Raw genomic sequence first — 21,103 nt, forward strand, 5'->3', positions numbered from 1 at the left:
CACCGGCGGTGTCTCAAGTCACCGCACGCCCGGCGTCCGCCCTTTCCCGACATATCGGGCCAGGCGATGGTGTCTCATGTCAGCGCCCGACGACTCCAGTAACAAAATTGTCATATCATAACGGCTTTTATGGAAAAAGACCGGCGCTGGCCCTGTCGCGCGCACGCCGCTGCCATGGCGAGCGGGCATGGTCTGGTCGCCGCTTGCTCGGCGGCGGCAGAGCCGACCAGTGAATTTGCCGACCGGCGAACGCCCTTCGCTCGATTGGCGGGATGCCGCGGGCTATGCGCGACTGCGCGGGATCGACCGGGCCGGCCTCATGTGGGAATGGCTGCGCCGCGATCCCGATTATATCGCCTGGCATGTGCGGGCCAGTACGGCCACGCGCGGCATCGATCCCGAGCCGCTCCTTTGGGGGCTGCACTTTCGCCGAGCATCCGAGCCGCGCAGCGCCCGAGGCCCGGATCATCTGGCATGCCGATTTCGATCCGGGGACGATGGCCGTCGCCGCAATCCCCGCTGATCCGGCCGATCCCGATAGCCTGGATCTCGACCGCATCGCCCCCTGGCTCGCCGTTGCAATCGGCAGGGAGGGACGCGAACATGCCGTCCTGTCCGACGGTTGGCATCATATCCGTATCGATATCGAGGAAGGGCGGCTGACAGGACAGCAAGCCGTCCTGCTGCATTTCCGCTTGCAGGGGATCCTGTCTTCGCAGCAACGCGTATTGCCGCTGCGCCGGTTTCTCGACCTGTGTCGCAGGCGGCAATTCTCGCGCTCGCTTTTTCCCCCCGATCCACAGATCGCGCGATTAGTCGATATGCTCCGCGTCCATGATGCGCTCGGGCAGGGGGCCAGCCAGCGCGATATCGGTGCCGCCCTGTTCGGGGACGCGCGCGTGGCGAAGGACTGGACGGGATCGTCCGATTCGCTGCGGTCGCGGGTCAGGCGTCTGGTCCGCGAGGCTGGCTGCATGGCGCGTGGCGGCTGGCGGCAATTGATGGGGCGGAGGGGGTGATTTGCCGATTCACCGCGTGACAGCGGCGATGCTAACAGTGTGACGATAGGGCTGGCGCCTCGCGCCGGTGAAGCGGCGCGACCGCGCTCTACGGCTCGAAGCCTGGCTTCTCGCCGCCGAGCCCCGGTGCCGGGTCTCGGCCTGGCGGTAACGATCGGCTGGCGCGGGTCAGCGTCCGCTGACCCTTGCGGTCGCCGCTTGCGCGGCGGCGCTGTTGGTGGCCTCTCCCGGTGGCGCGGGAGTGGTATGGTCAAGGCCCAAATGGCTACCTTTGACCATTGCGGGTTCTGATCGGCTTGTGGGACGAAGCCGTCATTCGCGAGCACGGCTGTGAAGGTCAGGTTTCGGCTGAACCTGCCGTCCGCGACCCCGAGAAAGCTGATTGAGGAGCCACGGAGGAGGGCCAGCTGTCGATAAGCGGACGTTTACCAAGCCATGGAAGACTAGCGAGGCATCATTCGAGTGAGGATCAGCGTGCAATAGGCACCCCCTTCGTGGGGTGATCGGCGTGCAAAAAGGACCCCTTCATCCCGGGGATTTAGTCGGCCGACTGGTTTTGATCAGTTGGCGAGAACGGGATGTTGATCGTGGAGACAGTGGTTCGGATTCGGCGTGAGCATGCAGCGGGTAAGGCGATCAAGGCGATCGCTCGTGACCTTCGTTTGTCGCGGAAGGTCGTCCGCAAAGCGATCCGGTCGCCGGAGGCGGCGTTCAACTATCAGCGCAAAGTCCAGCCGCTGCCGCGGATCGGTCCTTATCAGGATCGTCTCGATGCGCTGCTTGAGGAGAACGAAGGTCGCGGCCGCCGCGATCGGCTACGGATGACGCGTATCCATGACCTGCTGGTGCGCGAGGGGTTCGATGGATCCTATGATGCGGTGCGCCGCTATGCGGCGCGCTGGCGTGCTGCGCGGCGGAAGGATGCTGGCGAAGGCGCACCGGCGTTCATCCCGATGACCTTCCAGCCGGGTGAGGCCTACCAGTTCGACTGGAGCCACGAGGATGTGGAGATCGCCGGCAAGCCGATGCGGGTGAAGGTGGCGCATATGCGTCTCTGCGACTCGCGCGCACCCTATGTCCGGGCCTATCCGCGCGAGGGCCAGGAGATGCTGTTCGATGCCCATGCCCGGGCGTTCGCGTTCTTCGGCGGTGTGCCGCGACGCGGTATCTACGATAATATGAAGACGGCGGTGACGGCCGTGTTCACCGGCAAGGAGCGTGTGTTCAACCGCCGCTTCCTGATCATGACCGATCATTACATGGTCGAGCCGACCGCCTGCTCGCCGGCGGCGGGATGGGAGAAGGGCCAGGTCGAGCAGCAGGTCCAGACAATCCGAGGCCGCTTCTTCCAGCCGCGGCTCCGGTTCGCCAGCCTGGCCGAGCTCAACGGGTGGCTGGAGGCCGAGTGCCGGCGCTGGGCCGAGCATCATGCCCATCCCGAACGCGGGGATATTACCGTCGCCGAGGCGCTGGATATGGAGCGACCGGCCCTGCAGCCGATCCTGGCACCGTTCGACGGCTTCCATGAGAGCGAGCATGCCGTCACCGGCACCTGCCTCATCAGCTTCGATCGCAACCGCTACTCGGTCATGTCGACGGCCGCACGCCGGACCGTTCAGGTGCGCTCCTATGCCGATCGCATCGTCATACGCTGCGGCGATGCGATCGTCGGGGAGCATGAGCGCCACTTCGGTCGGAACCGCACGATATACGATCCCTGGCATTATCTGCCGGTCCTCGCGCACAAGCCCGGCGCGCTGCGTAACGGCGCACCGTTCCAGGACTGGGATCTGCCGCCCGCCCTGCACCGATTACGGCGAAGGCTCGGCACCGGGGACGAGGCCGATCGCAGGTTCGTGCGGGTCCTCTCGGCGGTGCTCACCGATGGCCTGGAGCCGGTAGAGGCTGCCGTGCGCGAAGCGTTGGCGAACGGAACGGCCAGCGACGAGCTGATCCTCAACATCCTCTCCCGGCGCCGCGAGCCGGCGACACCCCACAGCATCGTCACTTCGGAAGACCGGATGCTGCAGCATCCTCCGCTCGCCGACTGTGCCCGCTATGATCTGCTGCGAGGCTATGATGCAGCGGCATGATATGATCGACACGATGCGCGGCCTCGGACTCAAGGGCATGGCGGCGGCGTTCGACGAGGCGGTCACCACCGGCCTCCAGCGCAAGCGCACCACCATGGAGATACTGACCGACCTGCTCCGTGCTGAGGCGACCCACCGGGATGCAGCCTCCATCCGCTATCGGATGACGGCTGCGAGGCTGCCCGTGGTGAAGGACCTGGAGCGGTTCAGCTTCGAGGGCACACCGATCAATGAGGAGATGATCCGCTCCCTTCACGATGGCTCCTTCCTCCCGCCTCGCCGCAATATCGTGCTGGTCGGCGGCACGGGGACAGGCAAGACCCACCTCGCCATCGCGATCACCGCCAATGTCGTGCGAAGGGGCGCTCGCGCCCGCTACTTCAACACCGTCGATCTGGTGACACGCCTCGAAGAGGAGACCCGGATCGGCAAAGGCGGGACCCTGGCGGCGCAGCTGTCGCGGCTCGACCTGATCGTTCTCGACGAGCTCGGTTATCTGCCGTTCGCCCGCTCGGGAGGGCAGTTGCTGTTCCACCTCATCAGCAAGCTTTATGAGCGGACCAGCGTCATCATCACCACGAACCTCGCCTTCGGCGAATGGCCGACCGTGTTCGGCGATCCCAAGATGACCACGGCGCTGCTCGACCGCGTCACCCACCACTGCGATATCGTCGAGACGGGCAACGACAGCTGGCGCTTCAAAAACCGCAGCTGACAGCCACCTTCGGCGCCTTCAAAAATCTATCTTGCGCTGCGCGCGCCTCCGGTCGGGCTACGCCCGCCCTCCGCCGCACGCAGCGCAAGGCCATCTTCAACAAACCAGCATCATATTATCTGAAAAGGGGGTCCCTCTTCGACGCCGATCGGGGGTCCCTTTTGAACGCCGTTTGACAACCAGCGCATCTTCTCCAGCGTCGGCTCAGCTAACCCCTCACGCGCTTTCTTCTCTATCAATTCCTCGGCCACGCTAGCGAAGCTGTTGCTGGCCCGAATGCTCGCCTCAATGCGGGCTTGTCGTTTGGCTACGTTGGGATCGATCGCATGAGCCAGCTGCCTACGGGCGGCATCCCTGGCAGCGCGCGCCTCGGCCAAGGTAATCTCGGGATACGCCCCGAGTGACAGTTTTCGCTCTACGCCGTCGATCCGGTATTTGATTCGCCACAGCTTGCTGCCTCTTGGATTGACGAGCAGATACAAACCTTGGGAGTCAGTAACCTTGTAAGGCTTATCTGCGGGCTTAGCATTGCGGATAGCGGTATCGGTTAGCACCATTGGGGGCCTCGATTCTGCTGGGGCCTTTTGAGGCCCCCAAATTAGGCCCCTATCATCCGCAATTGCAGGCAAACAAGGGCATCCACTGACAATCAGAGAATGCCCATAAACTACCGGAAATCAGGGATTTTTCAACTGTTGGCAGACGTCGCCAGACAGGATTTTGGAGGCCCGAGCCGGAATCGAACCGGCGTGCAAGGATTTGCAGTCCTCTGCGTAACCACTCCGCCATCGGGCCATCCGTCGCGGTGGACGCCGCAAATGTGCGGCTTTGGTTGCAAAGTCAAGCGGCGGATCGGGCAGTGGGCGCAAGATTCTGGTCCTTTGCCGTGCAAAGCCGCTTGGCGTGGCCTGCGCGCTGATTTAGAGGTCCGTTGATCCCCTTGCTGTATTGCATTACCAATACAGTTGTGCCAAGTCCAATCGACCAAGCGAGAATGATCGTGACCGAGCAGAATTTTTCTTCGATGCGGACCGCCATGGTCGAAAGCCAGTTGCGTACCAGCGACGTGGACGATCCGCGCGTGATCGCCGCGATGGCGAGCGTGCCGCGTGAGGATTATGTCCCCGTCGAGCGCCGGGCCATGACCTATGTCGATCGCCCGATCCCGCTGAGCGGCGGCCGTGCGCTGAACCCGCCGCTGGTGACGGGGCGCCTGCTGACCGAGGCGAAGGTTGCGCCCGGCGACAAGGTGCTGCTGATCGGCGCGGCGACCGGCTACAGCGCCGCCTTGCTGGCCGCAATGGGCGCACAGGTGACGGCGATCGAGGAAGAGGGCGGGCCGGACATTGCCGGCGTGAGCGTGGTGCGTGGTCCGCTCAATGCCGGATCGCCCGCTGGTGCGCCTTATGATCTGCTGTTTATCGACGGCGCGGTGGCGGAAGTGCCCGCCGTGCTCGTTGGGCAGCTTTGCGATGGGGCGCGGGTCGTCACGGGCGTGGTCGAACGCGGCGTCACCCGGCTGGCGAGTGGCCGGGTTGTCGCGGGCGTGCTGGGCCTGTCCAGCGTTGCGGATATTGAGATGGTGGTGCTGCCGGGCTTTGCCGCGCCGGAGCGATTCGTTTTTTGAGACGGGGATCATGACAGCAAAGCGACCTAATTTCCGGCGGACCACCGCTACAGCCTTGCTGTTGCTATCCTCTTGCCTGGCCGGTCCGGCCATGGCCGAAACGTTGCAGGGGGCGCTGGCGAAGGCCTATGCGTCCAACCCGACGCTGACCGGCGCGCGCGCAGGGCAGCGCGCAACGGACGAAAATGTGCCGCTCCAGAAGGCGAACGGGCGTCCCGCGGCCGACGTGAGCGGCAGCTATAGCGAAAGCATCCTGAAGCCCACGATCAGCTTCACCGCGCCACAGCGCACCGTGAATGCACAGGCGCAATTGAATGTGCCGATCTATTCCGGCGGGACCGTTCGCAATGGCGTGAAGGCCGCCAAGACCCGCGTCGCCGCCGGTCAGGCGAACCTGCGCGGCACCGAAGCAAGCGTGTTTTCGCAGACGGTCGCGGCCTATATGGACGTGATCCGCGACAGCGCCATCGTGGCGCTCAACCAGGCCAATGTGAAGGTGCTGGACGTCAACCTGCAGGCGACGAACGACCGGTTCGAGGTGGGCGACCTGACCCGCACCGACGTTGCCCAGTCCGAATCGCGGCTGGCGCTGGCCCGGTCCGACCTCCAGATCGCCCAGGCCAACCTGATCACCAGCCGGGAAAATTACATTGCGCTGGTCGGCGAGGCGCCCGACAATCTGGAGCCGCCGCCGCAATTGCCGGGTCTGCCCGCCAACCCGGAAACCGCCGTGCAGGTGGCCCTGCGCGACAATGCGGACATATTGGCGGCGCAGAAGCAGCGCGAGGCGCGCCACTATGACGCGAAGGCGGCGAAAGGCGGCGTGCTGCCGCGCGTGTCGGCTTTCACCCAGGCGGGCTACACCAATTATCTCCATTCGCTCGACAGCACCGCGCTCGACGCCAATGGCAATGCGGTCGAAGGGCCGCAGATCAACAAGCAGGCCGTCGCGGGCGTGCAGCTGACCATCCCGCTATATCAGGGCGGTCGTCCGGCCGCGCAGGTGCGCCAGACCCAGGCGCTCGAATCGCAGGCGATCGAACAGGAGATCGAGATCGAGCGCGGCGTGATCGCGCAGACGCGGGCCGCCTATGCCAGCTGGCAGGCGTCGCTCCAGACGATCGATTCGAACCAGAAGGCGGTCGAGGCGGCATCGCTGTCGCTGGAAGGCGTGCGGGCCGAAAATTCGGTCGGCAGCCGCACCATCCTCGACATTCTCAATGCCGAGCAGGAAGCGCTCAACGCCCGCGTCCAGCTGGTGTCGGCGCGGCGCAACGCCTATGTCGCCGGCTTCAGCCTGCTCGCCGCGATGGGCCATGCCGAAGCGGACGATCTGGGGCTGGCCAGCGGCACGCTCTATGATCCGATGGTCAATTATGACCGGGTGAAGGGCAAATGGTTCGACTGGGACTATGGTGCAGCGCCCATGCCGGTCGCCACGCGCACCGTTGACACGCTGCCACAAAACGCCAATGTGAGTCCCGAAACGGCACAACAGCCATAAGGGGCTGTGATTGCGGGGCCGATAGTCAGGGGACGGCATGGGCGACATGACAAAGGAACCGTCGATGGAAGAGATACTCTCGTCCATCAAGCGGATCATCGCCGAGGAAGGCGAGGAGGCGGTACAGGCGGCGCCGCGTCGCGGGCGGGCTGACGCCGCGCCCAAGCCCGTGATCGAGACTGGCACGCCTGACGAACCGGCCCCCGTATCCTTCGCGCCGATGGTCGACGAGGTGCTGGAACTGACCGATGAGGTCGTGGTGGAGGATGTGATGCCCGCTCCCAAAGCTGCCGCGAAGGCGACGCCCGCGGCCAAGCCCGCAGCCCCGGCGGATGAGTCGATCCTGTCGGTCGAAAGCGAAGTCGCCGCGCGCCATTCGCTGTCCGCCTTGTCCTCCATGCTGATCGCCGCGCCCGAGGGTGCCGACAATACGCTCGACGGGCTGGTCCGGTCGATGCTGAAGCCGATGCTGAAGGAATGGCTGGACGCCCGCCTGCCGGCCTTGGTCGAGGATATGGTGGCCAAGGAAATCGCCCGCATCACCGCGCGCTGATTTTTCCTTTGTTCGACGACTGACGCGATTGTTCCAATCATGATATGCTGCCCCTGGCTTGGCATGGCTGGGGGCATGGCGATATGATGCTGTTGATCGCGGCGACGGCGTTTGTCGGAACGCATTTCCTGATGTCGCATCCATTGCGCGCGCCGCTGGTGTCGCGTCTGGGGGAAAAAGGCTTTCTGGGCCTCTATTCGCTGGTAGCGGCGGTGACGATGATCTGGATGATCCTGGCCTATCGCGCCGCGCCGGTCACGCCCATGCTGTGGCCGGTGGGGGACGACCTGTGGGCGCTGGTGACGGTCATCATGCTGATCGCGTCGATCCTGCTGCTGGGGTCGCTGGTCGGCAACCCCGCCTTGCCCGCGCCTGATGGCAGCGCCATGGTGCCCGCCGAAGCCAAGGGCGTGTTTGCCATCACCCGCCACCCCATGATGTGGGCCATCGCGCTGTGGGGCGTGGCGCATATTCTGGTCTATCCCGTCATCGCCAACATCATCCTGTCCGTGGCGATCATCATCCTGTCGCTGGTGGGCGCTGCTCTGCAGGACAGCAAGAAAGCGGCATTGACCCCTGATTCGTGGCCGCTGTGGGAATCGCGGACCAGCTATTGGCCGTTCGCCGCCATCCTGGCCGGACGGGCGCGTTTCGGGCGTTTCGGTCTGCATGCGCTGGCAGGGGGAACGGTCCTTTGGCTGGTTGCGACCTGGGCGCATATACCGCTGACCGGCTGGCCTGCGGGCATTTGGCGCTGGCTGGGCTGATCTTTCGGCTGGAATGGAACGGGAAGGGCCATTAAGGGCGCTTCCATGACCGATCTGCCCAAGACATTCGACCCCGCCGATATCGAAGCCCGCTGGTACAAGCATTGGGAGACGAACGGCCTGTTCCGCCCCGAACGGCCGGACGCGCAGCCCTATACGATCGTCAATCCGCCGCCAAACGTGACCGGCAGCCTGCATATCGGCCATGCGCTCGACAATACGTTGCAGGACATCATGATCCGTTACGAGCGGCTGCGCGGCAAGGATGCGCTGTGGGTGGTCGGCACCGACCATGCGGGCATCGCGACCCAGATGGTGGTCGAGCGGCAGATGAATGCCCGCGGCGAGAAGCGCACCGATTACACGCGCGACGAATTCATCGCCAAAGTGTGGGAATGGAAGCAGGAAAGCGGCGGCACGATCACTGGCCAGCTGCGGCGGCTGGGCTGTTCGATGGACTGGAGCCGCGAACAATTCACCATGGACCCGCATTTCAGCAAGGCCGTGGTAAAGGTGTTCGTGGAACTGCACCAGCGCGGCCTGCTCTATCGCGACAAAAGGCTGGTCAACTGGGACCCGCATTTCCGTTCGGCCATTTCCGATCTGGAGGTGGAGACGAAGGAGACGCAGGGCGGCTTCTGGCGCTTCAAATATCCGCTGGCCGACGGCGTGACACTGGCGGACGGGAGCGATCATATCGTGGTCGCGACGACGCGGCCCGAAACGATGCTGGCGGACATGGCGGTCGCGGTCCATCCCGACGATGCGCGCTATCGCAGCGTGATCGGCAAGGAGATATTGCAGCCGATCACTGGACGGCGATTGCGGATCGTTGGCGATGATTATGCGGACCCCGAACTGGGATCGGGCGCGGTCAAGATCACGCCGGGGCATGATTTCAACGATTTCGAGGTCGGCAAGCGCGCGGGCATCGCCGCTGGCGCGATGCTCAACATGTTCGATGCGGACGCCAATGTCGTGCAGACGACGGACGGTCGGGTGCCCGACGCCTATCTGGGCCTGCACCGCTTCAAGCGCGATGGCGTGGACGGCGCGCGTGAGGCTGTGGTCGCGGAGATGAAGGCGCTGGGCTTCCTGATGCCGCATGTCACCAAGAACAAGGAAGGCGAGGAGGTCGTCGCGGACTTTGAGCCGCGCGTCATCCAGACGCCGTTTGGCGACCGCTCCGGCGTGGTGATCGAACCCTGGCTGACCGACCAATGGTATGTCGACGCCGCCAAGCTGGCCGTCGCGCCGATGCAGGCGGTGCGCGACGGGCGGATCGAGATCGTCCCCAAGACGTGGGAAAAGACCTTCTTCAACTGGATGGAGAATATCCAGCCCTGGTGTGTCTCTCGGCAGTTGTGGTGGGGCCATCAGATTCCGGCGTGGTTCGACGAGGATGGCGCATCCTATGTGGCAGAGACCGAAGCCGAAGCGCAGGCTATGGCTGGCAACAGGAAGCTGACCCGCGATTCCGACGTCCTCGACACCTGGTTCTCCTCGGCATTGTGGCCGTTCGGGACGCTGGGCTGGCCGGATGGCGCACAGGAAAAGGGGAGCAACTCACTAGTGTCCCGTCACTACCCCAATGATCTGCTGATTTCCGGCTTCGACATCCTGTTCTTCTGGGACGCGCGGATGGCGATGCAGGGGATGGAATTCATGGGGGACGTGCCATGGCGCAAACTCTATCTCCACGGCCTCGTTCGTGCGGCGGACGGGCAGAAAATGTCCAAGTCCAAGGGCAATGTCGTCGATCCGCTGGGCCTGATCGATACATATGGCGCGGACGCCCTTCGCTTCTTCATGAGCGCGATGGAGAGCCAGGGCCGCGACGTGAAGATGGACGAGAAGCGGGTCGAGGGGTATCGCAACTTCGCGACCAAGCTGTGGAACGCCGCGCGCTTCCTCCAGTCGAACGGCGTCACGGCGTCGACCAGCATCGATGCGCCCGCCGCCAGCCTGCCGGTCAATCGCTGGATCATCGCGGAGACGGTGGCCACCGTGCAGGCGATCGACACGGCGCTCGCCGACCTGCGTTTCGATGCGGCGGCCAACGCCATCTATCATTTCGTCTGGGACCAGTTTTGCGACTGGTATATCGAACTGACCAAGGGCGCGATGGATGACGAAACGCGCGCCGTCGCCGGATGGGCGTTCGACCAGATCCTGGTGATGCTGCACCCGTTCATGCCATTCATCACCGAAGAGTTATGGCACCTGACCGGCGACCGCGCGAGCGCGCTGATCGTCGCGCAATGGCCCAGGGCGCTGGCGGCGGTGGATACGGAGGCGCAGGCGGAGATTGACTGGCTGATCCGGCTGGTCAGCGCGATCCGCACCGGGCGCACCGAACTGAATGTGCCGCCCGGCGCGAAGCTGCCCATGGTGGTGCGCGACGGATCGGAAGAGACGCATCGTCGCCTCGACCGGCAGGGCGCGGCGCTGGCGCGGCTGGGGCGGATCGAGAGCCTGACGTTCGGCGAGCCACCCGCAGGCGGCGCGGCGCAGATCGTGGTGGATGAGGCGACCTTCATCCTGCCGCTGGAAGGCGTGATCGACATTGCGGCGGAAAAAGCGCGGCTCGCCAAGGCGCTGGCCGCCGCGGAGAAGGAGCGGGACGCGCTGGGCGGGCGGCTGTCCAACCCCAGTTTCGTTGAGAAAGCCAAGCCCGAAGCGGTCGCCAAGGCCCGCGAGGACCATGCCGAAAAGAGCGCCGAGGCCGAACGGTTGAAAGCAGCGCTGGACCGGCTGGGGTAAGTGAGTAGTCTGGCGTAGCAGAATATAGACCCGTTCGGGCTGAGCCTGTCGAAGCCTTGTTCTTTCCTTCAAGAAGGACGGCCCTTCGACAGGCTCAGGGCGAACGGGGGTGGAGGGTTTCATCCTCCGTTCGATTGGGTAGGCTGAGGAACGAGCATGGCAGCGAGCACAGCGGGCGGAAAAGACCTGACGCAGGGGCCGATCGCGTCCACGCTGTTGCTGTTTGCCATTCCCACGCTGGCGTCGAACATCCTCCAGTCCCTCAACGGCTCGATCAATGCGATCTGGGTCGGGCGCTTTCTGGGGCCGCAGGCGCTGGCTGCGACGGCCAACGCCAATATCATCATGTTCCTGATGTTCTCCGTCGTGTTCGGATTTGGCATGGCGGCCACCGTCATGATCGGCCAGTCGATGGGGCAGCGGGATGTCGATGCGGCGCGGCGCGCGTTTGGATCGGCGGTCGGTTTCTGCATGGGGCTGGCGGTCGTGGTTTCGACCGCGGGCTGGCTGGGCGCGCCCGCTTTGCTGCGGGTGCTGGCGACCCCGGCGGAAGCCTATGACATGGCGCTGGTCTATCTGCGCGTCATCTTCATCGCCATGCCCGCCACCCTGTTGTCGGTGATGATGATGATGGGCCTGCGCGGGGTGGGGGACGCCCGCACGCCGCTCATTTTCATGATCGTCAGCGTAGGCGTCGACCTGATTCTCAATCCCGTGCTGATCCTGGGGCTGGGGCCGTTTCCCGCCATGGGCATCGCCGGGTCCGCGACCGCGACGGCGCTGGCGGGCTTTATCAGCCTGATCGGCATCATCGCCTATAGCTATGCCAGGGATTTGCCGCTGCGGTTGCGCGGCCCGGAGCTTGCCTATCTCCGTCCCGCCGCCGACCAGATGCGGGTGCTGCTGGGCAAGGGGCTGCCGATGGGGCTGCAAATGATCGTCATGTCGGCGTCGGGGCTGGTGATGATCGGCCTCGTCAATCGCGAAGGGCTGGCGGTGACGGCGGCCTATGGCGCGTCGCAACAGCTATGGACCTATCTCCAGATGCCGGCCATGGCGATGGGCGCGGCGGTCAGCGCCATGGCGGCGCAGAATGTGGGGGCGGGCCGGTGGGACCGGATCAGCCGGATCACAGGGGTCGGCATCGGCTATCAATTGCTGATCACCGGCACGATGGTCGCGGTGATGCTGGCGTTCCACGAGCCGCTGCTGAGCCTGTTTCTGGGCAATAACAGCGCGGTGATGGCCGAAGCCTGGCATATGCAGTTGCGGGTGAGCTGGAGCTTCCTGGCCTTTGGCTGCACTATGATCCTGTTTGGCGTGATGCGCGCCAATGGCGTGGTGGTAAAGCCGCTCATCATCCTGATCTTCACCCTGTTCGTGGTGCGGATCGGCTTTTATTATGTCGGTTATCCGCTGATCGGGCCGGACGCGCTGTGGTTCAGCTTCCCGGCGGGGTCGTTCGTGTCGCTGCTGCTGGCGTTCCTCGTCTATGCCCATGGCGGCTGGCGCAAGGCCAAGTTGCTGGTGCCGGTGCACGAGGAAGAATGCCGCGAGGCCGTGAACAGCGAGGCGGAGCCGGCCGGGCGGATCGCACCAACCGGGTAAGGGGTCTTTTGAAAAATGCGCCGAAGGGCGCATTTTTGCAGCCGCACCGGCCCTCTCCCCCACCCGGCCACCCATAGGCTACTATCGTGGGGTGGCCGGGTGGGGGAGAGGGCCGGTGCGGCACGAATGTGCTAAGGCACATTCAACAATGAGCCGCTTTAGCGCCCCTGATTGCGCCAGCGGGTGATGGTGCGGTCGAGAATGGCGTCCTCGCCGCCCGACTGGCGCCAGAGTTCGGTGAAGCTGGGGTCGCCCGATGCGGGACGGCGATGTTCTTCCAGATTGTCGAGCGCGACGCGGATGGGCACCGCGACGCCTTCGCCGCAGATGATCGCTTCCCGATTGCGCAGTGCCGGGATGGAATCGAGGAAGCCGCGTGCGCCTTCGGGCATGGCGGCTTTCACGAAGGCCTGGTCGCGATCATTGTTCAGGCGCATCGAAATGATGGTACCGCACTGGGATAGCACGCCTTCGGCCAGATCGGACGGGCGCTGGGTGATGAGGCCCAGCGAGACGCCATATTTGCGGCCTTCCTTGGCGATCCGCTCCAAAATCTTGCGCACTGCCTGACCCGCGCCGGTGGTGCTGTTGGGAATGTAGCGATGCGCCTCTTCGCAGACGAGCAGGATGGGGCGCTGCGGTTCGTCGCGCGCCCAGATGGCATAGTCGAACACTAACCTGGACAACACCGACACGACGGTCGAGGTGATGTCGGACGGCATGGCCGACACGTCGATGATGGAGATGGGCTTGCCGTCCGATGGCAGGCGGAAAATCTTGGCGATGAACGCCTGCATCGTGTCGGCGACCAGCATGCCGGAGAACATGAAGCTGTAGCGCGGGTCGGCCTTGATCTCGTCAATCTTGGTCTTGAGCCGCATATAGGGCAGCGAGTTGGTGCCTTTGTCGAGCTTGCCCATCTCATTCTGGAGAATGTTGGTCAGGTCCGACAGCAGATAGGGGATGGGCGAATCGACGGTCAGGCGGCCAATCTGTTCGGCCAGGCGGTTCTTCGATCGCGCCGCGAGCAGGCATTTGGCGAGAATGTCGCAATCGACGGTGCGTTCGGAGCCGGACGAGGTGACGAACACCTCGCAATGCTCCTCGAAATTCATCAGCCAATAGGGCAGGGCCAGATTGTTGATGTCGAACACGGCCCCGTTGCTGGCGAAGGCCGCGCCATATTCGCCATGCGGGTCGATCATGACGATATGCCCCTGCGGCGACAGGTCGCAGATGCGGTGCAGGATCAGCGCTGCGCTGGTCGATTTGCCGGTGCCCGTGGAGCCGAGCAGCGCGAAATGCTTGCCCAGCATCGAATCGACATACAGGGCGGCGCGGGTGTCGTTGGTCGGATAGACGGTGCCGATTTCGACATTGGCCCGGTCGTCCGCAGCGTAAATCTGCTGCATGTCGCTGCCCGACACGGGGAAAATGTCCGTACCCGGCGTGGGATAGCGGGTAACGCCGCGACGGAAGCGATGGATACGGCCGGTCAGCTTTTCCTCTTCGCCTTCACCCAGAAAATCGATGTCGGCGATGATGCTCTGGCTCGCCTGATCCAGCGTCATCGCGCGGACGCTGGCGACCAGCCAGCATTCGCCGACGCGCATCTTTACCTGACTGCCGACCTGCCCGGCCATGGCAGTGCAGGGATCAAGATCCTGACCCAGGACGGCGAGCCGCACAGGGTCTATCATCACCTTGGAACTGGAGCCGGCGATCTGGAACACCATACCCATGGCCTGCCCCAAGGCGGGGTGCGCGGACGGTACAGCATTACAAAATTCATGTACGCCCGGCATCTGGGTCATGAGCCTTTGTCATCCCTTTGACCGGAGCGGATTCCGGCAAACAGAGACTTGTCTAGGCGATGAAGGTAAAGATTGGCTTATACGCGCGGACGGTTAACAGGGCGTAGGCACGGGTCCGAAACGGATCGACCTTGCCACGCGGGGAACAGCGGGCCAATTGGCGCATTGTTGCCGCGTAACTGTCAGGATCTTTGTTTGTCCGAAACGATATTGGCCGATGGAGCGCGTCGCTCCGACGCGATCGCCATTGCCCGTGTCATCTGCATCCTTGGCGTGGTCTATGTCCATGCCTGGACCGGGCAGAATGGGGAAGCGCTCGCGGCGCTGCGCGGCAGTGCGCAGGATAATCTGCGCTGGGCGTTGATGGAGATATTCGGGCGCAGCGCGGTGCCGCTGCTGGGGCTGATTTCCGGCTGGCTGGTGGCGGGATCGGACGCTGCGCGCCATTGGGCGCCGCATGTCCGGCGCAAGGCGCGCACGATATTGCTGCCGATGATCCTGTGGAACGGGCTGGCGATCCTGCTCGTGTCGGGCACGGCCTACCTCTGGTCGCTGAGCGCGCCGGTGCCGACATCGCTTTGGTGGGTGGCGCAGGAAGTGCTGATCATCAGCCGCAACCCCGACATCAATGTCCAGATGCCGTTCCTGCGCGACCTGTTCCTGTGCATGGTCGTAGCGCCCATGCTGGTGCGTTCGCCGGGATGGGCGCTGTGGCTGGTGGTCATGGTGGCTGCTGCGGCGCATGTGGCGGGGCTGGGGCCGCCATTGCTGATGCGGGCGTCGATCCTGTGCTTCTTCACGCTCGGCATCCTTGCCCGGCGCGGCGCGTGGGCGCCGCGGGCGATCGCCCTGCCGCTGGCGGCGGCAGTGTTGCCCTTTGCGCTGATGATCGGCGTGCAGTTTTGCTTGATGGTCGGGCTGGTGGACATGCCCTACGCGCCGGTGCGCAATGCTATCGACCTGATGGTGCGGATCGCGGCCACGCTCGCTTTCTGGCGGTTGGCATGGGCGCTGGCGGGAAGCAGGGCGCGCGCCGTGCTGCTGCGGATCGAGCCTTTTGCCTTCTTCCTCTTCTGCGCGCACCTGATCCTGATCTGGCTGTTCGGGCCACTGCTGGGCAAGCTGTTCGGCAAGCTCGGATCGCCGCTCTATCCCGTCTACCTGCTGATCCAGCCATTGCTGGTGCTGGGCGCGGTCATGCTGATCGCTACCGGGCTGCGCCGGATCGCGCCCGGCGCGGCGAGCGTGCTGAGCGGTGGCCGGCTGAAACCTCGTTCGCGTTAAGCCGGTTCGCGGGCGGTAAGCGCCTGTGCCGCGGCCATGGCGATGGCGAAACTGTGCTTGCGCGCCTGCACATCATGGATCTGGCCCGTGAGGATCAACTCGTCCGCCTGGGTACGGCGCAGGAAGGCGGCAATGTCGCGCTCGACATGGGCCTGGGTGCCGATGCTGGAAACGCTCAGCACGTCGGACAGCATCGCCTGCGCCTGGGGCGGCAGGCTGTCATAATAGCCCTCCACCGGCGGCTGGAGCTTGCCCGGCTGCCCGGTGCGCAGGCGCACGAACGCCTGCTGCATCGAACTGGCCAGCAATTGCGCTTCTTCCATGCTGTCGGCGGCAAAGACGTTATAGCCCGCCATGACATAGGGATATTTCAGCTGCGCCGATGGGCGGAAATCGCGGCGGTAGATGGCGATCGCCTCATCCAGCGCGCCCGGCGCGAAATGGGAGGCGAAGGCGTAGGGCAGGCCAAGCGCGGCGGCGAGCTGCGCGCCATAGAGGCTGGACCCCAATATCCACAGCGGCACATCCTCGCCCGCGCCCGGCGTCGCTTCTATGCCCAGCCGCGCGTCACCCGCGAAATAGGCCTGCAATTCCATGACGTCGCGCGGGAACTGATCCGCGCCGCCGGCCAGATTGCGGCGGATCGCCTGCGCCACCCGCTGGTCGGAGCCGGGCGCGCGGCCCAGCCCCAGGTCGATCCGGTTGGGGAAAAGCGCCGCGAGCGTGCCAAATTGCTCGGCAATGAGCAGCGGGGCGTGGTTGGGCAGCATGATGCCGCCTGCGCCGATACGGATGGTGGAGGTCGCATGGCCGATATGGGCCAGCACGACCGATGTGGCGGCCGACGCAATGCCCGGCATGCCATGATGTTCGGCAACCCAGTAGCGATGATAGCCCAGCGCCTCGGCATGGGCCGCAAGATTGGCGGCATTGGCGAGCGCGGTGGATACGCTGTCGCCTTCGCGGACGGGGACGAGGTCGAGTAGGGAAAAACGTGTCATGCCCGCTATATGGGGGCATGATGAGTTTTATTTCAATACGGGAAATCAGACGGCGCGACCAAATCCCTGTGGCGGGGTGTCTGCGCGGCGGCCAAATGTCACGGGGCGGCGGGCGACCAGCGGATTTGCGTCCCGGTCGAGCAGCGCCATCGTTTCGGTAAAGCAGGGACGCAGCGCCACGACGGTTTCGATCAGTTCGTCCGGGCCTTCGCGGGTTTCGACGCATCGGCGGGCGACCATCTCGATTTCTTCGGCCATGGCGCTCAGCCGATAAGCACCAAACTGGGCCGATTCGCCCTTGAGCGTATGGGCCGGCGTCACCAGCGCGGCGGCGTTGCGGGCACGAAAGGCATCTTCGACCGCGCTGATGGATTTGGCGCCATCTTCACGGAAATAGCCAAGGATGCGCAGAAATGCCGCACCCAGCTCACCGCGGGTTCGTGCAAAATCGCTCCAATTGACGAGGTCGGCGTCTTGATGAGGCACCCGTGCCACTCCTTGTTCTACGAACGGGAAAATAAGTGGCGCGCGTAAATAGAGCGTTAAAGCGTGGCGGGCAGCAACCGATTGTTTGCGTCAATCCGGAGCCATGCGCGACAACGCATATTGGTGCGTGTCGAGGACCGCGAAAAGCCAGCCATTTTGCCGGGCAAGCGCTTCCAGTTCGCGCCCGGCAATCGGGTCATCCGCTTCGATCCTGATGGCGGGCGCATCGCGCATCGCCCGTGCCGCGCGCAGGGCGGGCCAGGGGCATTTCATGCCGCGTGCATTGACGATGACCGGGTCGGCCATCGCGCCTATTTGCCGAAGGGATTTTTGGCGCTGCGCAGCGTCAGCCGCACCGGCACCGCGCCAAAGCCCAGTTCCTTGCGGATGCCGTTGACCAGATAGCGACGATAGCTTTCGGGCAGATCATCGAGCCGGGTGCCGAACAGGATGAAGCCGGGCGGGCGCGTCTTGGCCTGGGTGATGTAGCGCAGCTTGATCCGCTTGCCGCCGGGCGCTGGCGGGGGATTGGCCTCCAGCGCGCTTTCGAACCAGCGGTTGAGGACGCCGGTGGACACGCGCTTCGACCAGGTGGAGCGGGTTTCGAAGGCGACGCGGATCAGATCGTCCAGTCCCTTTCCGGTCGCGGCCGACACGGTCATGATCGGCACGCCGCGCACCTGCGCCAACCCGTCGAACAGCGCCTGCTTGATGCCCTGATACAGGGCCGATCCATGTTCGACCGTATCCCATTTGTTGAGCGCGACGACGAGCGCGCGCCCTTCCTCCAGCACCTTGTCGGCGATGCGCAGATCCTGCGCCTCCAGCCCGCGCGTCGAATCCAGCAGCAGCACGACGACTTCGGCGAAATTTACAGCGTTCAGACCGTCGGTCACGGCCAGCTTTTCCAGCTTGTCCTGCACCTTGGCATGTTTGCGCATGCCGGCGGTGTCGATCAGGCGGACGGGACGCTCCAGCCCCTCGTCATCGACCCACATCCAGTCGACGGCGATGCTGTCGCGGGTGATGCCCGCTTCCGGGCCGGTCAGCAGCCGGTTTTCGCCCAGCAGCCGGTTGATCAGCGTGGATTTGCCCGCATTGGGACGGCCGACGATGGCGAGCTTGAGCGGGGCGCTCTCCTCATCCTCGTAAAAAGTCTTGTCTTCGGATTCAAATTCTTCCCGCTCCAGATGCGGGAGCAGCGCCTGGAACAGATCGGCCAGGCCCTGACCATGTTCGGCGGAAAAGGGGATGGGTTCGCCCAGGCCCAGGCTGAAGGATTCCATCACGCCATCGTCGGCAGCCTTGCCCTCCGCCTTGTTGGCAACCAGCACGACCGGCACGTCATTGGCGCGCAGCCAGCGGGCGATTTCCTCATCCAGCGGGGTGATGCCCGCGCGCGCGTCGATCATGAACAGGGCAAGGTCGCAATTGTCGACCGCCGCTTCGGTCTGCATCCGCATGCGACCGGGCAGGCTGTTGGCGTCTTCATCCTCATAGCCTGCGGTATCGACGATGATGAAATCCAGGCCAAGCAGATGGGCCTCGCCCTCCCGCCGGTCGCGGGTCACGCCGGGCTGGTCGTCAACCAGCGCCAGCTTCTTGCCGACCAGGCGGTTGAAGAGGGTGGACTTGCCCACATTGGGACGCCCGACAATGGCTACTGTGGGCAGCATGGAGGCCCGTATCCTTCCGAAAAATTCAAAATCGACAAACGCCGCGCTCCCGCGAAGGCGGGAGCCCAGTCCGTATCGGGGAACTGGACTCCCGCCTTCGCGGGAGCGGGCTTAGCATGTTTGTTGCTCTTAGCGGAGTGCCGTCAACTTTCCATCATCGGCAAGCACATAAAGCATATTGTTGGCGACGATGGGCGGGAGCGACATGGAGCGATTCATGTCCACATCGGCCTGCACGCTGCCATTGGTGGGATCGACATAGACCATCTGGCCGCGCGTCGACACGACGATCAGCCGATTGCCCGCCAGAACGGGGCCGGTCCAGCGGATCGCCTTGTCCTTCTTCTTTTCCTTCTGCCAGCGGCGCAGCTGGCTGACCCAGCGAATCTTGCCGGTGGCGCGCGCGACGCAGAGCAGGCGGGCGTCGCTGGTGACGACGAACACCCATTCGCCGACGACCGACGGGGTGGAGATGCCCGCAATGTTGATTTCCCACAGGCGCTGGCCGCTGGTCAGTTCATAGGAGGCCATGCGGCCGCCCTGACCGATCGCGAACACACGGCCCCGGTCGATCACGGGATCAGCATCGATGTCGGTCAGGGTCGCGACGGCGGTGGAAATACTGGTGCGCGACAGTGCGTCGCCCCACAGCGTCCGGCCATTTTCATATCGATAGGCGGTCAGTTCGCCTGAACTATAGCCTGCGATCACCGTGCCCTGCGCCGCGGCGGGGGCGGCGACACCGAACACGCCGGTCACCTGCAACGTGCCGCTGTCGGTCCACTGGGTTTCGCCGTCGGACTGGTTGAGCGCGAAAATCTGATTGTCCTGACCCATCACATAGACATGGCCATTTTCCAGCGTCGGCGCGCCGCGCAGCGGCCCGGACAGATGCTTTTTCCAGATGATCGCGCCATCGGCGACGTTGAGCGCGAATACGTCGCCAAGGCCGGTGCTGGCGAACACCCGGTCGCCCAGGACGCTGACGCCGCCGCCGAAGAGCGAACGGCCATTGCCCTTGCCCTCGGCAGGCAGGCTGGTCTGCCACAATTTGCTGCCATTGGCCGCATCGAACGCGATGACATGGGCGCCTGCGTCAGTAACGAACAGCTTGCCGCCCGACACGACCGGCGATGCGGCGAGGCGCGCCTGTGGCGAACTGCCCTCGATCGAGGCGCTCCACACCTGCGTCGGCGATGCGCCGAGCGCGACATTGCCCATCGCCTTGGACGGATCGCCGCCCGGCTGCGCCCATTGATCGTTGACATAAGGGGCGGGCAGGGCGACGGGCACGTCGGCCAGAGCCGGTTCGACCTCGATACCCTGTTCATTGTTCAGGATGGACACGCGGTTGCCCAGCACCGGGGTCTTGGGGCCGCCCTTCTTGCCGCCGACAATGCCGCAGCCGGCCAGCAGCGCGATCATGAGGGTGAGCGTCACAGCGCGGCCGATGGGCGCCTTTGTCTTCATGCTGTCCATTCCCATGCGCTCATTCATCCCTGTGCCGGATCAGCGGGCGATTCCACCGCGTCGATCCCCAATAGTCCCGCCATCTGTCGCGCGCGTGAACGGATCGACTGGGGGACGTTGGCGTCCTTGGCGATTCCGGCGAACAGTGGCCCGGCGAGGTCATTCTTGCCCATCTTCATATAGGCGATCGCGACCAGTTCCCCCGCGCTGCCGAACCAGGGCGCGCCCTCGACCGCCAGCGGTTTCAGCCGATCGACGATCTGCTGCGGCTTCAGGCTGTCAAATTCCAGCGCGGTCTGGCGGATCAGCGCGACATCGCGATAGGGCTGGTCCAGCCCCGTGTCGGCGACCATCGCGCCATAGAGCGCGATCGCACCCTTGGTATCGCCCTTCCGCGACGCCGCCCCCGCCTGCACCAGCAGTGCCGACGCGCGATAGCCCGGCTGGCTGGCCTTCGTCAGCGCGTCCAGTTGCTTGGCGTCAGGAGTGCCGCCGCCGGTTGCGGTCGCCAGCACGGCGTCCATCTGTTCCGACACGGCTTCCGCCTCGGTCTTGCTGTGATGCTGCCAGTAGAGCCAGCCGCCAAAGGCCGCCAGCCCGGCCACGACCGCGACCAATATCCAGCGCCCGTAGCGCTGCCACACGGTCAAAAGCTGGTCCTGACGGACGGCTTCATCGACCTCGCGCATGAAGGCTTCGCTATTTTGCGGCGTCAGGGCCACT

The 21,103-nt window shown here is 64.5% G+C and carries 19 protein-coding genes and 1 tRNA gene; 11 read left to right on the plus strand and 9 right to left on the minus strand.

Annotated features, from left to right (window positions below; genetic code table 11):
- Window positions 1–229: 229 nt before the first annotated feature.
- The 4 genes from AC07X9_RS00835 to istB all read left to right on the plus strand — a co-directional run bounded on the left by AC07X9_RS00835 (window position 230) and on the right by istB (window position 3,827).
- A complete protein-coding gene (locus tag AC07X9_RS00835; protein WP_037514093.1) occupies window positions 230–523 on the plus strand; it encodes a transcriptional regulator domain-containing protein in 294 nt (97 codons plus the stop codon).
- Window positions 498–1,019, plus strand: coding sequence for a DNA -binding domain-containing protein (locus AC07X9_RS00840; RefSeq protein WP_017181802.1), 522 nt, complete (start codon window positions 498–500; stop codon window positions 1,017–1,019). Before AC07X9_RS00835 ends, AC07X9_RS00840 begins: the two co-directional genes overlap by 26 nt.
- A gap of 578 nt (window positions 1,020–1,597) precedes the next feature.
- Window positions 1,598–3,112, plus strand: a complete 1,515-nt coding sequence (istA, locus tag AC07X9_RS00845; RefSeq protein WP_021238707.1) for an IS21 family transposase — start codon at window positions 1,598–1,600, stop codon at window positions 3,110–3,112.
- Window positions 3,099–3,827, plus strand: a complete 729-nt coding sequence (gene istB / locus AC07X9_RS00850) for an IS21-like element helper ATPase IstB (protein ID WP_031304487.1) — start codon at window positions 3,099–3,101, stop codon at window positions 3,825–3,827. Before istA ends, istB begins: the two co-directional genes overlap by 14 nt.
- A 110-nt stretch (window positions 3,828–3,937) precedes the next feature.
- Here istB and AC07X9_RS00855 read toward each other — a convergent pair whose 3' ends face one another.
- Both AC07X9_RS00855 and AC07X9_RS00860 read right to left on the minus strand, forming a co-directional pair.
- Window positions 3,938–4,384, minus strand: a complete 447-nt coding sequence (locus AC07X9_RS00855; protein ID WP_017181606.1) for an Arm DNA-binding domain-containing protein — start codon at window positions 4,382–4,384, stop codon at window positions 3,938–3,940.
- Between the two features lie 164 nt (window positions 4,385–4,548).
- Window positions 4,549–4,622 (minus strand) — tRNA-Cys (locus AC07X9_RS00860).
- Between the two features lie 199 nt (window positions 4,623–4,821).
- Here AC07X9_RS00860 and AC07X9_RS00865 point away from each other — a divergent pair.
- From AC07X9_RS00865 to AC07X9_RS00890, 6 genes are all read left to right on the plus strand, one after another.
- On the plus strand, window positions 4,822–5,454 hold the full coding sequence (locus AC07X9_RS00865) for a protein-L-isoaspartate O-methyltransferase family protein (RefSeq protein ID WP_017181605.1): 633 nt from the start codon (window positions 4,822–4,824) through the stop codon (window positions 5,452–5,454).
- A 10-nt stretch (window positions 5,455–5,464) separates the two neighbouring features.
- Window positions 5,465–6,958: a TolC family outer membrane protein gene (locus AC07X9_RS00870; protein WP_026002128.1), complete on the plus strand. Its 1,494-nt coding sequence runs from the start codon at window positions 5,465–5,467 to the stop codon at window positions 6,956–6,958.
- A gap of 37 nt (window positions 6,959–6,995) precedes the next feature.
- Window positions 6,996–7,511 carry a DUF2497 domain-containing protein gene (locus tag AC07X9_RS00875; RefSeq protein WP_017181603.1) on the plus strand — a complete coding sequence of 172 codons (516 nt, stop codon included), beginning with the start codon at window positions 6,996–6,998 and terminating at the stop codon, window positions 7,509–7,511.
- A gap of 44 nt (window positions 7,512–7,555) precedes the next feature.
- Entirely contained in the window at window positions 7,556–8,278 is a 723-nt protein-coding gene (locus AC07X9_RS00880) for an NnrU family protein (protein ID WP_017181602.1), read from the plus strand.
- A gap of 45 nt (window positions 8,279–8,323) precedes the next feature.
- Window positions 8,324–11,041: a valine--tRNA ligase gene (locus AC07X9_RS00885; RefSeq protein ID WP_017181601.1), complete on the plus strand. Its 2,718-nt coding sequence runs from the start codon at window positions 8,324–8,326 to the stop codon at window positions 11,039–11,041.
- A gap of 156 nt (window positions 11,042–11,197) precedes the next feature.
- Window positions 11,198–12,649 (plus strand): MATE family efflux transporter, encoded by a 1,452-nt coding sequence (locus AC07X9_RS00890; RefSeq protein WP_017181600.1) that lies wholly within the window; start codon window positions 11,198–11,200, stop codon window positions 12,647–12,649.
- A 158-nt stretch (window positions 12,650–12,807) separates the two neighbouring features.
- On the opposite strand, the gene AC07X9_RS00895 is transcribed toward AC07X9_RS00890, so the two are convergent.
- On the minus strand, window positions 12,808–14,463 hold the full coding sequence (locus AC07X9_RS00895) for an ATP-binding protein (protein WP_026002126.1): 1,656 nt from the start codon (window positions 14,461–14,463) through the stop codon (window positions 12,808–12,810).
- A 195-nt stretch (window positions 14,464–14,658) separates the two neighbouring features.
- Here AC07X9_RS00895 and AC07X9_RS00900 point away from each other — a divergent pair, with 195 nt between their 5' ends.
- The gene (locus AC07X9_RS00900) at window positions 14,659–15,747 is read left to right on the plus strand and encodes an acyltransferase family protein (protein ID WP_017181598.1); all 1,089 of its coding nucleotides are present in this window, start codon (window positions 14,659–14,661) and stop codon (window positions 15,745–15,747) included.
- Here the strand turns inward: AC07X9_RS00900 and AC07X9_RS00905 are convergent.
- The 6 genes from AC07X9_RS00905 to AC07X9_RS00930 form a co-directional block, all read right to left on the minus strand.
- Window positions 15,744–16,748, minus strand: a complete 1,005-nt coding sequence (locus AC07X9_RS00905; protein ID WP_017181597.1) for an LLM class flavin-dependent oxidoreductase — start codon at window positions 16,746–16,748, stop codon at window positions 15,744–15,746. The two genes, AC07X9_RS00900 and AC07X9_RS00905, sit on opposite strands and share 4 nt — an antisense overlap.
- A 45-nt stretch (window positions 16,749–16,793) precedes the next feature.
- Window positions 16,794–17,234, minus strand: coding sequence for an Hpt domain-containing protein (locus AC07X9_RS00910; RefSeq protein ID WP_026149755.1), 441 nt, complete (start codon window positions 17,232–17,234; stop codon window positions 16,794–16,796).
- Window positions 17,235–17,324: 90 nt separating this feature from the next.
- Window positions 17,325–17,540 carry a sulfurtransferase TusA family protein gene (locus AC07X9_RS00915; protein WP_017181595.1) on the minus strand — a complete coding sequence of 72 codons (216 nt, stop codon included), beginning with the start codon at window positions 17,538–17,540 and terminating at the stop codon, window positions 17,325–17,327.
- A gap of 5 nt (window positions 17,541–17,545) precedes the next feature.
- A complete protein-coding gene (gene der, locus AC07X9_RS00920) occupies window positions 17,546–18,910 on the minus strand; it encodes a ribosome biogenesis GTPase Der (RefSeq protein WP_017181594.1) in 1,365 nt (454 codons plus the stop codon).
- 129 nt (window positions 18,911–19,039) lie between these two features.
- Window positions 19,040–20,389 (minus strand): outer membrane protein assembly factor BamB family protein, encoded by a 1,350-nt coding sequence (locus AC07X9_RS00925; RefSeq protein ID WP_017181593.1) that lies wholly within the window; start codon window positions 20,387–20,389, stop codon window positions 19,040–19,042.
- Between the two features lie 14 nt (window positions 20,390–20,403).
- Complete coding sequence (locus AC07X9_RS00930; protein ID WP_026002125.1) at window positions 20,404–21,102, minus strand: tetratricopeptide repeat protein; 699 nt, start codon at window positions 21,100–21,102, stop codon at window positions 20,404–20,406.
- Between the last annotated feature and the right edge of the window lies 1 nt (window position 21,103).

Source organism: Sphingobium sp. GW456-12-10-14-TSB1 (genome assembly GCF_059424385.1).

Bases quoted from the DNA above. Each gene is read 5' to 3' on its own strand.
- AC07X9_RS00890 (WP_017181600.1), top strand. From the start codon at position 11,198: ATGGCAGCGAGCACAGCGGGCGGAAAAGACCTGACGCAGGGGCCGATC.
- AC07X9_RS00840 (WP_017181802.1), top strand. From the start codon at position 498: ATGGCCGTCGCCGCAATCCCCGCTGATCCGGCCGATCCCGATAGCCTG.
- AC07X9_RS00875 (WP_017181603.1), top strand. From the start codon at position 6,996: ATGGGCGACATGACAAAGGAACCGTCGATGGAAGAGATACTCTCGTCC.
- AC07X9_RS00880 (WP_017181602.1), top strand. From the start codon at position 7,556: ATGCTGCCCCTGGCTTGGCATGGCTGGGGGCATGGCGATATGATGCTG.
- AC07X9_RS00865 (WP_017181605.1), top strand. From the start codon at position 4,822: ATGATCGTGACCGAGCAGAATTTTTCTTCGATGCGGACCGCCATGGTC.
- AC07X9_RS00895 (WP_026002126.1), bottom strand. From the start codon at position 14,463: ATGACCCAGATGCCGGGCGTACATGAATTTTGTAATGCTGTACCGTCC.
- istA (WP_021238707.1), top strand. From the start codon at position 1,598: ATGTTGATCGTGGAGACAGTGGTTCGGATTCGGCGTGAGCATGCAGCG.
- AC07X9_RS00915 (WP_017181595.1), bottom strand. From the start codon at position 17,540: ATGGCCGACCCGGTCATCGTCAATGCACGCGGCATGAAATGCCCCTGG.
- istB (WP_031304487.1), top strand. From the start codon at position 3,099: ATGCAGCGGCATGATATGATCGACACGATGCGCGGCCTCGGACTCAAG.
- der (WP_017181594.1), bottom strand. From the start codon at position 18,910: ATGCTGCCCACAGTAGCCATTGTCGGGCGTCCCAATGTGGGCAAGTCC.
- AC07X9_RS00870 (WP_026002128.1), top strand. From the start codon at position 5,465: ATGACAGCAAAGCGACCTAATTTCCGGCGGACCACCGCTACAGCCTTG.
- AC07X9_RS00925 (WP_017181593.1), bottom strand. From the start codon at position 20,389: ATGGACAGCATGAAGACAAAGGCGCCCATCGGCCGCGCTGTGACGCTC.
- AC07X9_RS00855 (WP_017181606.1), bottom strand. From the start codon at position 4,384: ATGGTGCTAACCGATACCGCTATCCGCAATGCTAAGCCCGCAGATAAG.
- AC07X9_RS00905 (WP_017181597.1), bottom strand. From the start codon at position 16,748: ATGACACGTTTTTCCCTACTCGACCTCGTCCCCGTCCGCGAAGGCGAC.
- AC07X9_RS00885 (WP_017181601.1), top strand. From the start codon at position 8,324: ATGACCGATCTGCCCAAGACATTCGACCCCGCCGATATCGAAGCCCGC.